The organism is Streptomyces sp. TLI_146, from assembly GCF_002846415.1.
GTDB lineage: Bacteria > Actinomycetota > Actinomycetes > Streptomycetales > Streptomycetaceae > Streptomyces.
The window spans coordinates 5,857,621-5,871,434 of record NZ_PJMX01000001.1; the positions used below are offsets into that span (position 1 = coordinate 5,857,621).

Sequence of the window (13,814 nt, forward strand, 5' to 3'; positions counted from 1 at the left end):
CGCTGCGTGCCGGGCGCGCTTCGGCGTACCGTCGACAGTCGGCACGGCCCCCGTCCGCACCCTCATCACCAGCACACCCACCAGGACCGGCGATCCACGTGAGCTCCTCCTCCTTCACCGGGCGTACGACGTACCCCCAGGTACGACGGCGGTCCGCCGGCGCGTACCGACTGGTACGTACCCCGTTGAGCCCGGTGGACCCCCCTTTGCTGGACGCACGTCAGCGGGCGGTGGTTGACCACGACCGGGGGCCGCTGCTCGTCCTCGCCGGACCCGGCACCGGCAAGACCACGACGCTCGTCGAGGCCGTCGCGGCCAGGGTGGCCGCCGGGACCGACCCCGAGCGGATCCTCGTCCTCACCTTCAGCCGCAAGGCGGCGGTGGAGCTGCGCGACCGGATGGCGCTGCGCCTCGGCGGCACCCGGGGCCCGCAGGCCACCACCTTCCACTCCTACTGCTACGCCCTGGTCCGCGCCCACCAGGACGCCGACCTGTTCGCCGAGCCGCTGCGCCTGCTGTCCGGCCCCGAGCAGGACGTGGCCGTACGCGATCTGCTGGCCGGCCAGCTCGGCCTGGAGCGCGAGGGACTCGCCCCCGTGCGCTGGCCCGACGAACTGCGCGCCTGTCTGACCACGCGGGGCTTCGCCGACGAGGTGCGCGCGGTGCTCGCCCGCAGCCGCGAGCTGGGCCTGGGCCCGGACTCGCTGGCCGACTTCGCCCGGCGCACCGGCCGCCCGGACTGGCGTGCGGCGGCCGCGTTCTTGGCCGAATATCTCGACGTCCTCGACCTCCAGGGCGTACTGGACTACGCCGAACTGGTCCACCGGGCGGTGCTGCTCGCCGAGCGCGCCCCGCACTCCGCCGCCTCGTCCCACGTCTCCTCCTCCGCCCCGCCGTACGGGCCCGCTCCGGCCGATGCGTACGACGCGGTGTTCGTGGACGAGTACCAGGACACCGACCCGGCTCAGGTCCGCCTGCTGCGGGCCCTCGCGGGCGGTGGCCGCACGCTGGTCGCCTTCGGCGACCCGGACCAGTCGATCTACGCGTTCCGGGGCGCCGACGTCAACGGGATCCTCGACTTTCCGGACACGTTCCGGCGCGCCGACGGCACCCCGGCGCCGGTCGAGGTGCTGACGACGTCGCGCCGCTCGGGCGAGGCGCTCCTGGCGGCGACCCGGCTGCTGACCCGGCGGATGCCGATGCCGCGCCTGCCGTCCGAGAAGGTACGGGCCCACCGCGAGCTCGCGGCGGTACGCGCGGGCGGGCGCGTCGAGGCGTACACCTACCCGACGGCCTCCACGGAGCTGGAGAACATCGCGGACATCGTCCGCCGCGCCCATCTGGAAGAGGGCGTTCCGTGGCGTGACATGGCGGTCCTGACCCGCGCGGGCACCCGCGCCCTGCCGGCCCTGCGCCGCGCCTTGACGTCGGCGGGCGTCCCGGTGGAGGTGGACGGCACGGACATCCCGCTGCGCCACCAGCCCGCGGTGACGCCGCTGCTGACGGCCCTGCGGGCGGTGGCGACGGCGGCGCTGCCGGGCGCGGCGCAGGGGGGCGGGGAGGGCCTCGGGGCCGTCGCTGCTGCCGACGGCGACGCGGCAGAGGGCGGCCCGGTGGGGGGCGTCGGCTCGGAGGGCGTCGGTTCGGAGGGTGAGGCCGACGCGGCAGACGACGTTGCCACGGCAGACGGCCTTGTCACGGCGGCCGTCGGCGAAGGGGCCGTCCACGGCCGCGCGGCCGATGGTGGCGGTTCGGCGGCCGACGGCGGTTCGGCCGACGACGGCGGTTCGGCGGATGGCCCTGACACGGCTTCCGGCGGCGACACCACCGATGACACCCCGCCCACCTGGCTCGACCCCGAGACCGCCCTCGATCTGCTCACCTCGCCCCTCGGAGGCATGGACAGCGCCGACATCCGCCGCCTGGGCCGCGCTCTGCGCGACGAGGAGCGGGCGGCGGGCAACCGTGTGCCGCCGCCCTCCGACGTCCTCCTCGCGCGCGTGCTCGCCGAGCCCGAGCGGCTCGTCGCGCACGACCCCGCGTACGCCCGGGGCGCCCAGCGCCTGAGCGCGCTGCTGCGCAAGGCCCGCGAGCTCCTGGAGGGCGGCGGCACCGCGGCCGAGGCCCTGTGGGAGCTGTGGAGCGGCACCCCGTGGCCGCAGCGCCTGGAGCGCGCCGCGCTGCGCGGCGGCACGGCCGGCCGCAACGCCGACCGCGACCTGGACGCGGTGTGCGCGCTGTTCGACACCGCGGCGCGGGCCGAGGAGCGCACCGGCGGCCGGGGCGCGCTCAACTTCCTGGAGGAGATCGACGCCCAGGACATCGCCGCCGACACCCTCACCCGCCGCGCCGTGCGCCCCGACGCCGTGCGCCTCATGACCGCCCACCGCTCCAAGGGCCTGGAGTGGAGCCTGGTCGTCGTCGCGGGCGTCCAGGAAGGGCTCTGGCCCGATCTGCGCCGCCGCGGCTCGCTCCTGGAGGCCGACCGCATCGGCCGCGACGGCCTCGCCGAACCGCTCACCCCCGGCGCCCTCCTGGCCGAGGAGCGCCGCCTCTTCTACGTCGCCGCCACCCGCGCGCGCGACCGTCTCGTCGTGACGGCGGTCAAGGCCCCGGCCGACGACGGCGACCAGCCCTCCCGCTTCCTCGCCGAGCTCGGCGAGGAGCCCAAGGACATCACCGGCCGGCCCCGCCGCCCGCTGGCCGTCGCCGCGCTGGTGGCGGAGCTGCGCGCCACCACCGTCGACCCCGAGGCGTCCGAGGCGCTGCGGGACGCCGCCGCCCGCCGGCTCGCCCGCCTCGCGGCCCTCACCGACGACGAGGGCCAGCCCATGGTCCCCGCGGCCCACCCGTACCGCTGGTGGGGGTTGAACGAGCCGACGCGCTCCGCGGTTCCCCTGCGCGACCGCGATCACCCGGTCGTGCTCTCCGGCAGCGCGCTCGACCAGCTCGCCAACACCTGCGCCCTGCAATGGTTCCTGGGCCGCGAGGTGAAGGCCGACGCGCCCGCGACCGCCGCGCAGGGCTTCGGCAACGTGGTGCACGTCCTCGCGGACGAGGTCGCCTCCGGACGTACGCCCGCGGACCTGGCCGTGCTGATGGAGCGGCTGGACTCGGTGTGGGACGCGCTGGCCTTCGACGCGCCCTGGAAGTCGGTCCAGGAGAAGAACAACGCGCGCGTGGCGCTGGAGCGCTTCCTGCGCTGGCACACCCTCGACCGGGCGGGCCGCACCCCCGTCGCCACCGAGCACGACTTCGACGTGACGCTGGAGGCGGGCGAGTACGAGGTCCGCATCCGCGGCTCCATGGACCGGGTCGAGCAGGACGAGGCGGGCCGCGCCTACGTGGTCGACTTCAAGACCGGCAAACAGGCGCCCACCGCGAGCGAGGTGGCCGCCCATCCGCAGCTGGCGGTCTACCAGCTGGCGGTCGAGCGGGGCGCGGTCGACGAGGCGTTCGCGGGCGAGCGCCCCGCGCCCGGCGGCGCCGAACTGGTCCATCTGCGCCAGGCCGCCCCCAAGAAGGAAGGCGGTGAGGCGTACCCGAAGGTGCAGGCGCAGGAGCCGCTGGCGGGGGAGTGGGTCGGCGACCTCCTCGCCACGGCGGCGGGCCGCGTCCTGGACGAGCACTTCACCCCGAACCCGGGCCAGCACTGCACGAACTGCACGTTCCGTACGTCGTGCTCGGCCCAGCCGGAGGGGCGGCAGGTGCTGGAGTGACGGATGTGGGGGCGGGGGCGCTGTATTGATGGGGCCACGACAGGCGCACAATGTCGCGGGTCCATCGGTCTGCGAGGAGAGACACATGTGGGTCAGTCGGAAGGTTCTGGGCATCGCGGTGGTCTGTACGACCGCCGTCGCCGCTCTTGCGGGTTGCGACAAGGACGGTGACAACAAGGCCAAGGACGTTTCCGAGGCCAAGAAGCCGTCCGCGACGGCTTCCCCCACACCCGCGGACCCGTTCGCGGGGATGACCCCCGACGCGATCGCCGAGAAGGCGGTCGGCGTGACGAAGGCGGCGAACACCGTCAAGGTGTCCGGCGCGGGCATCTCCGACGGCGAGCACATGGCCCTTGAGGTCACGGTCACCCGCCAGGGCGACTGCTCCGGTAAGGCGACCGTCAAGGGCGGCACGGTCCACCTGCTCAAGGCCGACGCCAAGTCCTTCTACATGAAGGGCGACGAGAAGTTCTACCGGGCCATCGCCCAGAAGGACGGCACCCCCAAGCGCAAGGCCGACGCCATGATCGAGGTCCTCAAGGGCCGCTGGATGAAGATGCCCGCGGACGCCCCGGCGAAGTCGAAGAAGAGCCACGGCAAGGCGTCCGGCGACGGCATGGGCGAGTTCTGCGTGCTCTCCGAGATCGTCGCGGGCATGGACGACGACAAGGGCGACCGCACCGGGATGACCAAGGGCGCCGACACCGTCGTCGCCGGTGTGCCCGCCGTCACCCTCGCCAAGAAGAAGAGCGACGGCTCCACCGTGACGATGTACGTCGCCAAGCAGGGACCGGCCCGGCTGCTGAAGGTCGCCGAGACGGGCGGCGACGAGCCGGGCACCGTCACCTTCGGTGACTACGACAAGCCGGTGACGATCACTGCGCCGCCCGCCGACCAGGTCATGGACCTGGAGAAGCTGGGCATGAAGCCCGGCGGCGGCTCCGGCTCCGGCTCCGGCTCCGGCGGGACCGGCGAGCTGAAGGCCTGACACCCGGGCGCCCCCCGGCCGCGGGTGCGGGGAGCGTCACACCGGCACCGACGGGGACCACGGTTGTCAGTGGCCCCCGTTAGCCTCTCTGGGGTGCCCCTCCTCACCGACCCCGAAGAGCTCAAGGAGCTCCTCGGCATCCCGTTCACCCCGGAGCAGACGGCGTGCATCACCGCCCCGCCCGCCCCGCAGGTCGTCGTGGCCGGCGCCGGGTCCGGGAAGACCACCGTCATGGCGGCCCGGGTGGTCTGGCTGGTCGGCACCGGGCAGGTCGCCCCCGAGCAGGTCCTCGGACTGACCTTCACCAACAAGGCCGCGGGCGAGCTCGCCGAGCGGGTCCGCACCGCCCTGGTCCGCGCGGGCATCACCGACCCGGACGCGATCGACCCCGACAACCCCCCGGGCGAGCCCCGGATCTCGACGTACCACGCGTTCGCCGGACAGCTCCTGACCGATCACGGCCTGCGGATAGGGCTGGAGCCCACCTCCCGGCTGCTCGCCGACGCCACCCGCTACCAGCTCGCGGCCCGCGTGCTGCGCGAGGCGCCCGGCCCGTACCCCGCGCTGACCAAGTCCTTCGCCTCCCTGGTCAGCGACCTGCTGGCGCTGGACGCGGAGCTCGCCGAGCACCTCGTACGACCGCAGGAGCTGCGGGCGTACGACCGGGAGCTGCTCCGCGCCCTGGAGGGCGCCAGGCTCAGCAACGCGGATCTGCGCAAGGTGCCCGAAGCAGCCGAGGGGCGGCTGGAACTCCTCGACCTCACCGTCCGTTACCGGGATGCCAAGAAATCCCGTGACCTGCTCGACTTCGGCGACCAGATCGCGCTCTCCGCCGAGCTCGCCCTCACCCGCCCCGAGGTCGGCCGGATCCTGCGCGACGAGTTCCGCGTCGTGCTGCTCGACGAGTACCAGGACACGTCGGTCGCCCAGCGCCGGCTGCTCGCCGCCCTTTTCGGCGGCGGCACCGGACACGCGGTGACCGCCGTCGGCGACCCCTGCCAGGCCATCTACGGCTGGCGCGGCGCCTCAGTGGCCAACCTGGACGACTTCCCGCGCCACTTCCCGTACGAGGACGGCAGCCCGGCCGCCCGCCACTCGCTCAGCGAGAACCGCCGCAGCGGCGGCCGTCTGCTCACCCTCGCCAACTCGCTGGCCGCGCCGCTGCGCGCGATGCACGCGGGCGTGGAGGCGCTGCGCCCCGCCCCAGGCGCCGAGCGCGACGGCACGGTCCGCATCGCCCTGCTCGACACCCACCAGGAGGAGATCGACTGGCTCGCGGACTCCCTGGCGCACCTGGTCCGCACCGGCAAGGAGCCCGGCGAGATCGCCGTCCTGTGCCGGACCGCGGGCGACTTCCCGCAGATCCAGGGCGCGCTCGTCGCGCGCGACATCCCCGTCGAGGTCGTCGGCCTCTCCGGGCTGCTCCACCTGCCCGAGGTCGCCGACCTGGTGGCGGTCTGCGAAGTCCTCCAGGACCCGGGCGCCAACGCCTCCCTGGTCCGCGTCCTGACCGGCCCCCGCTGGCGCATCGGCCCCCGCGACCTCGCCCTGCTCGGCCGCCGCGCCCGCCATCTCGTACGGCGCGAGAGGGCCGGATCGGACGACCCGGACCAGCGGCTCGCGGACGCCGTGGAAGGCGTCGACCCGGCCGAGGTGATCTCCCTCGCGGACGCGCTCGACACCTTCCTGGAGTCGGGTGACGGCGAGGACGACGGGCTGCCCTTCTCGGCCGAGGCGCGGGTCCGCTTCGCCCGGCTCGCCGCCGAGCTGCGCGATCTGCGCCGCTCGCTCGCCGACCCGCTGATGGACGTGCTCCACCGCGTGCTCACCACCACCGGCCTGGAGGTCGAGCTCTCGGCCTCGCCGCACGCCCTGGCCGCCCGCCGCCGCGAGACCCTCGCCAACTTCCTGGACATAGCGGCGGGGTTCGCGGCCCTCGACGGCGAGGCCTCCCTGCTGGCCTTCCTCGGCTTCCTGCGCACCGCCGCCCAGTACGAGAAGGGCCTGGACAACGCCCTGCCCGGCGGCGAGAACACGGTGAAGGTGCTCACCGCCCACAAGTCCAAAGGACTTGAGTGGGACGTGGTCGCCGTCCCCGGCCTGGTCAACGGAACGTTCCCCTCCACCCAGTCGCGGGAGGCCTGGACGGCCCAGGCCAAGGTCCTTCCGCACGCGCTGCGCGGCGACGCCCCCACCCTCCCGGCCACTCCGGAGTGGGACGCCAAGGGCCTCAAGGCCTTCAAGGAGGAGCTCAAGGAGCACCAGCACACCGAGGAACTGCGCCTGGGCTACGTCACGTTCACGCGCCCCCGCTCGCTGCTCCTCGGCTCGGGCCACTGGTGGGGCCCGAGCCAGAAGAAGCCGCGCGGCCCGTCCGAGTTCCTCCAGGCGCTGTACGCCCACTGCGAGGCGGGCCACGGCGAGATCGAGGCCTGGGCGGATGCCCCGGCCGAGGACGCCGAGAACCCGGCCCTGAGCGAGTCGGCCGCCACGCACGCGTGGCCGCTCCCGCTCGACCCGACGTCCCTGGCCCGCCGAAGGGCGGCGGCCGAGACGGTCCTGGCGTACCTGGACGCGGAGGGGGCGGCCGGTGCGGAAGAGTCGCACTACGCGCGCGAGGACTCGGTCCACGCGCGCGTGGCGGACGACCTCTCCTACGAAGCCGACTTCCCCCACGAGACCGACTTCCCCTACGAGGACGGTCTCTACGAGGACGACCCGCTGCCGCCCGAAGGCTCCGGCGCTTTCGACGACTTCGACAGCTTCGACGCCTACGGTGACGCGGACGACCTGGATGTCCTCTCCGCGCTGGAGGACGGCTGGGAGAGCCTGCCGACCCAGCGCCCGGTACCGGCGGAACACGTGGCACCGGCGGAACACGCGGAATCGGCGGGGCGCCTCGCACCGCCCCAGTGCCCCGCCCCGACCCAGCCCTCCGCACTGCCCGACGCCCACGCGCGCGCAGACGTCCCCGCCCAGCCCTCCCGCCCGCGTACTGACGCCCGTACCGACCGCGCCCCGCAGGAGCCGCCCGCCCTCACCCCCGAGGAGCGCCGCGCCATCGCCTCCTGGGACCGCGACCTGGAGGCGCTCACCACCGAGCTCCGCCGCGCCCGCGCCACGAGCCGCGAAGTCCCGGTGCCGCCCTCGCTCACCGCCTCCGACCTGCTGAGACTGGCCGCGGACCCGGACGGCTTCGCCCAGGAGCTGGCCCGGCCGATGCCGAAGCCGCCGCAGCCCGCCGCCCGCCGCGGCACCCGGTTCCACGCCTGGGTGGAATCCCGCTTCGAGGAGCTGCCGCTGCCCATGCTCGGCCCCGACGAGCTCCCCGGCGGCGACGAGAGCGACGCCGACATCGCGGACGAGCGGGATCTGGCGGCCCTCAAGGAGGCGTTCGAGCGCTCCCCGTACGCCCGGCGCACCCCGCTCCGCACCGAAGCGCCCGTCCAGCTCACGCTGGCGGGCCGGGTCATCCGCGGCCGGATCGACGCCGTGTACCCGGGCGAGCGGCCGGGCACGTACGAGATCGTCGACTGGAAGACCGGCCGCGGTGCCACCGGCGACCCGCTCCAGCTCGCCGTCTACCGGCTCGCCTGGGCCGAGCAGCACGGCGTCCCGCTGGAATCCGTTACGGCCGCCTTCCTGTACGTACGTACAGGGGAGACGGTCCGCCCCGCCCGCCTCCCGGGCCGTGCCGAGCTGGAGCGGATCCTGCTGGGGGAGAGCGGCGGAACGGGCGGCGGCCGGGCCGAGCACGGGCACGCGCGCGAGGAGCCTGCCCCCGCGGCCCCGCACGGACCGACCGGGACACCGGCGGACATGCCACCACCAGCGGCCGGATAGGCTCAATGGCATGAGCGAGACCCCGGACAGCGCCGTCCAGACCGCAGCCGACGACACGGTGCGCGCGTACATCGAGCAGCATCGCGCCGCCTTCCTCGGCGACCTCGCGCAGTGGCTGCGGATCCCGTCCGTGTCGGCCCAGCCCGAGCACGACGGCGACGTACGGCGCAGCGCCGACTGGCTGGCCGCCAAGCTCAAGGAGACCGGCTTCCCGGTCACCGAGGTCCTGCCGACCCCGGGCGCCCCGGCCGTCTACGCGGAGTGGCCCTCCGGCGACCCCGAGGCCCCCACCGTGCTCGTCTACGGCCACCACGACGTGCAGCCCGCCGCGCGCGAGGACGGCTGGCACACCGAGCCCTTCGAGCCGGAGCTGCGCGACGGCCGGCTGTACGGGCGGGGCGCGGCCGACGACAAGGGCCAGGTGTTCTTCCACACCCTGGGCGTGCGGGCGCACCTCGCCGCCACCGGCCGCACCGCGCCCGCCGTCAACCTCAAGCTCCTGGTCGAGGGCGAGGAGGAGTCCGGCTCGCCGAACTTCCGCGCTCTCGTCGAGGCACACGCCGACCGCTTCGCCGCCGACGCCGTGATCGTCTCCGACACCGGCATGTGGTCGGAGAACACACCTACGGTGTGCACGGGCATGCGCGGCCTCGCCGAGTGCGAGATCCGGCTGTACGGACCGGACCAGGACATCCACTCCGGCTCCTTCGGCGGCGCCGTGCCCAACCCGGCCACCGCCGCCGCCCGCCTGGTCGCGGCGCTGCACGACGCCGACGAGCGGGTAGCCGTGCCCGGCTTCTACGACGGCATCGCCGAGCTGACGGACGCCGAGCGCGAACTCGTCGCCGAGCTGCCCTTCGACGAGGCCGAGTGGCTGCGCACCGCCAAGTCCCGCGCCACCCACGGCGAAGCCGGATACTCGACCCTCGAACGCGTCTGGGCCCGGCCGACCGCCGAGGTCAACGGCATCGGCGGCGGCTACCAGGGCCCTGGCGGCAAGACCGTCATCCCGTCCTCGGCGATGGTGAAGCTGTCGTTCCGGCTGGTCGCCGGGCAGGACCCGGAACGGATCGAGAAGCTCGTCACGCAGTGGGCCGCCGACCAGGTCCCGGCCGGCATCCGGCACGAGATCACCTTCAGCGCGGGCACCCGCCCCTGCCTGACGCCGCTGGACCACCCCGCCCTGCAGTCCGTCGTACGGGCCATGGGCCGCGCCTTCGGCCAGAAGATCCGCTTCACGCGCGAGGGCGGCTCCGGCCCGGCCGCCGACCTCCAGGACGTACTCGGCGCCCCGGTGCTCTTCCTGGGGATCTCCGTCCCGTCCGACGGCTGGCACGCGCCCAACGAGAAGGTCGAGGTCGACCTCCTCCTCAAGGGCGTCGAGACCACCGCCCACCTGTGGGGCGACCTCGCCGCCGTACGGCGGTGAAGGGCCGCGGCCCCGCCGCACCACCGCCGAACGAACACCGCTGAACCCATCCACCCGGGGGAGTTGGAAGCACCTGTGAGCACCACCAGCACCACCAGCAGTGACGCCACCGCGGACCGGCCGATCGGCCTCGCCACGCCCATCAGCCTCACCGAGGCGAGCGGCATCGACCGCGCCGCCCACCACCGCCTGGACGAGGCCTGGCTGGCGGCGGCCTGGAGCCACCCGACGACCAGGGTCTTCGTCGTCTCCGGCGGTCAGGTCCTGATCGACGACACCGCCGACGGCCGTACGGAACTCGTGATGACCCCGGCCTTCGAGGCCCCCGTCACCGAGACCCACCGCTACTTCCTGGGCACCGACGACGACGGCGTCAGCTACTTCGCGCTCCAGAAGGACTCCCTCCCGGGCCGGATGGACCAGTCCGCGCGCGCGGCGGGCCTGCGCGAGGCCGGGCTGCTCCTGTCGCCCCGCGACACCGGCCTGATGGTCCACGCCGTCGCCCTGGAGAACTGGCAGCGGCTGCACCGCTTCTGCTCCCGCTGCGGCGAGCGCACGGTCATCGCGGCCGCCGGCCACATCCGCCGCTGCCAGGCGTGCGGCGCCGAGCACTACCCGCGCACCGACCCGGCCGTGATCATGCTGGTCACGGACGAGCAGGACCGCGCGCTGCTCGGCCGCCAGGTGCACTGGCCGGAGGGCCGCTTCTCCACCCTGGCCGGCTTCGTCGAGCCCGGCGAGTCCATCGAGCAGTCGGTGCGCCGCGAGGTCTTCGAGGAGGCGGGCGTCACGGTCGGCGAGGTCGAGTACGTCGCCAGCCAGCCCTGGCCGTTCCCGTCCAGCCTGATGCTCGGCTTCATGGCGCACGCCACGTCGTCCGAGATCAACGTGGACGGCGAGGAGATCCACGAGGCCCGCTGGTTCTCCCGCGAGGACCTGCGCGCCGCCTTCGAGTCGGGCGAGGTCCTGCCGCCGTACGGCATCTCGATCGCGGCCCGCCTCATCGAGCTCTGGTACGGCAAGCCGCTGCCCAGGCCCACGCACTGATCCCGGCGCCCACGCGCCCCGGCACACGGAGGGCCCCCACCGCACCGGTGGGGGCCCTCTACGCGCGCGTGGAGCGGAGGCTCAGGCGCCTATCTTCTGCTTGACCTGCGCGAGCGACGGGTTCGTCAGCGTCGAGCCGTCGGCGAAGAGCACGGTCGGCACCGTCTGGTTGCCCCCGTTGGCCTTCTCGACGAACGCCGCCGACTCCGGGTCCTGCTCGATGTTGATCTCGTTGTACGCGATGCCCTCGCGGTCCATCTGGCTCTTCAGCCGACGGCAGTAGCCGCACCACGTGGTGCTGTACATCGTCACAGTGCCCGGCATGCTCTCGCACTCCTCATGTTCGGCTCGGTGGGGTGGATCTTGGTCGGTGGCCCTCAGCGGGTGAGCGCCAAGGGGAGAACGTACGCGATCGGGCCGCCATTCCCGACCGATACGCGGAGACAGCCCGAAGGCGGCGGGGGAGACAGCGGGGGGACAGCGGCGAGGTATTAGTACGACCAATCCCGCCCCCTGTGGACAACGCGTCCCGTCCGCCTCCGCCGACCTGGCAGCATGGCGGGGTGACATCAGCAACGCACTCCTCGCTCTTCCCACAGGTCCCCGACTCGGCGGACGCGGTGCTCGACGGCCTCGACCCCGAGCAGCGCGAGGTCGCCACGGCCCTGCACGGACCGGTGTGCGTGCTGGCCGGAGCCGGGACGGGCAAGACCCGCGCGATCACCCACCGGATCGCGTACGGGGTGCGGGCCGGGATCCTGCAACCGAGCAGCGTGCTGGCCGTCACGTTCACCAACCGCGCGGCGGGCGAGATGCGCGGCCGGCTGCGCCAGCTCGGCGCGGGCGGCGTCCAGGCCCGCACCTTCCACTCGGCCGCCCTGCGCCAGCTCCAGTACTTCTGGCCCAAAGCGGTCGGCGGCGAACTGCCCCGGCTCGTCGAGCGCAAGGTCCAGCTGGTCGCGGAGGCAGGCGCCCGCTGCCGCGTCCGGCTCGACCGGGGCGAGCTGCGGGACGTCACGGGCGAGATCGAATGGGCGAAGGTCACCCAGACCGTCCCCGCCGACTACCCGGCGGCGGTCGCCAAGTCCCAGCGCGACGCGCCGCGCGACCCGGCCGAGATCTCCCAGATCTACGGGGCGTACGAAGAGCTGAAGCGCGACCGGGGAATGATCGACTTCGAGGACGTGCTGCTGCTCACGGTCGGCGTCCTCCAGGACCGGCACGACATCGCCGAGCAGATCCGCGGCCAGTACCAGCACTTCGTGGTCGACGAGTACCAGGACGTCAGCCCCCTCCAGCAGCGCCTCCTGGAGCTGTGGCTCGGCGAGCGGGACAACCTCTGCGTCGTCGGCGACGCCAGCCAGACGATCTACTCGTTCACCGGCGCCACCCCCGACCACCTGCTGAACTTCCGCACCCGCCATCCGAACGCGACAGTGGTCAAGCTGGTGCGGGACTACCGCTCGACCCCCCAGGTCGTGCACCTCGCCAACGGCCTGCTCGGCCAGGCGCGCGGCCGCGCCGCCGAGCACCGCCTCGAACTCGTCTCCCAGCGCGAAGCGGGCCCCGAACCGGTCTACACGGAATACGGGGACGAGCCCGCCGAGGCCGAGGGCGTCGCCCGGCGCATCCGCGACCTCATCGCCTCCGGAGTCTCGGCCGGTGAGATCGCGGTGCTCTACCGGATCAACGCCCAGTCGGAGATCTACGAGCAGGCACTCGCCGACGCGGGCGTGCCCTACCAGCTGCGCGGCGCCGAGCGGTTCTTCGAGCGGCCCGAGGTCAGAGAGGCGGGCGTCGCCCTGCGCGGCGCGGCCCGCGCGGGCGGCAACGACTCGCTCCTCGACGACGCCGTGGACCTGCCGTCCCAGGTCCGGGCCGTCCTCGGCACCAAAGGCTGGACCGCCACACCCCCGGCGGGCTCGGGTGCCGTCCGTGACCGCTGGGAATCGCTGGCGGCGCTGGTCCGGCTGGCCGAGGACTTCGCGCGTGCCAAGGCCGGCGCGACACTCTCCGACCTGGTGGCCGAGCTCGACGAGCGCGCCGCCGCGCAGCACGCGCCCACGGTCGAAGGCGTCACCCTGGCCTCGCTGCACGCCGCGAAGGGTCTGGAGTGGGACGCGGTCTTCCTCGTCGGTCTCACCGAGGGCATGATGCCGATCACATATGCGAAGACCGACGAGCAGGTCGAGGAGGAGCGCCGACTGCTCTACGTGGGCGTCACCCGGGCCCGGGTGCACCTGGCCCTGTCCTGGTCGCTCTCGCGCTCTCCCGGCGGACGGCCGTCCCGACGCCCCAGCCGCTTCCTGAACGGCCTGCGGCCCGGCTCCGCGGCCCTCGGCGCCCGCTCCTCGGCGGCGGGCTCCACGAGCGGCATCGAGCGCGGCGCCGCCCGCAGACGGACCCGGCGCGGCCCGGTCCTGTGCCGGGTGTGCGGCAAGACGCTCACCGAAGCCGGTGAGATGAAGCTGATGCGCTGCGAGGACTGCCCCTCCGACATGGACGAGGGTCTGTACGAGCGACTGCGCGACTGGCGGGCGGGCCAGGCGAGCCTGCTGGGGCAGCCGCCCTACTGCGTGTTCACCGACAAGACCCTGATGGCGATCGCCGAGGCCGTGCCGTCCAGCGGCGGGGAGCTCGCGGTGATCTCAGGCGTCGGCGCCCGCAAGCTGGACCGCTTCGGCACCGATGTTCTGGCCATCTGCGCAGGTCAGGAGGTTGGCGGAAGCGATCAGGAGCCCTCTTGAAAACTCGTGGGAAAAATAGTTTGCGCCCGCCCCAGGAATCC

General features: G+C 73.8%; 7 protein-coding genes. 6 read left to right on the forward strand and 1 reads right to left on the reverse strand.

Going from position 1 to position 13,814, the window contains the following annotated elements; all coding sequences use genetic code 11:
* The first annotated feature begins 98 nt into the window (after window positions 1-98).
* The 5 genes from BX283_RS26335 (at window position 99) to nudC (ending at window position 11,026) form a co-directional block, all read left to right on the forward strand.
* Complete coding sequence (locus tag BX283_RS26335; RefSeq protein ID WP_101389961.1) at window positions 99-3,719, forward strand: ATP-dependent DNA helicase; 3,621 nt, start codon at window positions 99-101, stop codon at window positions 3,717-3,719.
* A gap of 85 nt (window positions 3,720-3,804) precedes the next feature.
* Window positions 3,805-4,707, forward strand: a complete 903-nt coding sequence (locus tag BX283_RS26340; RefSeq protein ID WP_101389962.1) for a hypothetical protein — start codon at window positions 3,805-3,807, stop codon at window positions 4,705-4,707.
* Between the two features lie 93 nt (window positions 4,708-4,800).
* Entirely contained in the window at window positions 4,801-8,550 is a 3,750-nt protein-coding gene (locus BX283_RS26345) for an ATP-dependent DNA helicase (RefSeq protein WP_180357255.1), read from the forward strand.
* Between the two features lie 10 nt (window positions 8,551-8,560).
* Window positions 8,561-9,979 carry a dipeptidase gene (locus BX283_RS26350; RefSeq protein ID WP_101389964.1) on the forward strand — a complete coding sequence of 473 codons (1,419 nt, stop codon included), beginning with the start codon at window positions 8,561-8,563 and terminating at the stop codon, window positions 9,977-9,979.
* 75 nt (window positions 9,980-10,054) lie between these two features.
* Window positions 10,055-11,026, forward strand: coding sequence for an NAD(+) diphosphatase (gene nudC / locus BX283_RS26355; RefSeq protein ID WP_180357256.1), 972 nt, complete (start codon window positions 10,055-10,057; stop codon window positions 11,024-11,026).
* An 81-nt stretch (window positions 11,027-11,107) separates the two neighbouring features.
* On the opposite strand, the gene BX283_RS26360 is transcribed toward nudC, so the two are convergent.
* Window positions 11,108-11,350, reverse strand: coding sequence for a mycoredoxin (locus BX283_RS26360; RefSeq protein WP_101389965.1), 243 nt, complete (start codon window positions 11,348-11,350; stop codon window positions 11,108-11,110).
* A gap of 239 nt (window positions 11,351-11,589) precedes the next feature.
* On the opposite strand from BX283_RS26360, the gene BX283_RS26365 reads away from it, so the two are divergent.
* Window positions 11,590-13,773, forward strand: a complete 2,184-nt coding sequence (locus tag BX283_RS26365) for an ATP-dependent DNA helicase UvrD2 (protein ID WP_180357257.1) — start codon at window positions 11,590-11,592, stop codon at window positions 13,771-13,773.
* Window positions 13,774-13,814: the final 41 nt, after the last annotated feature.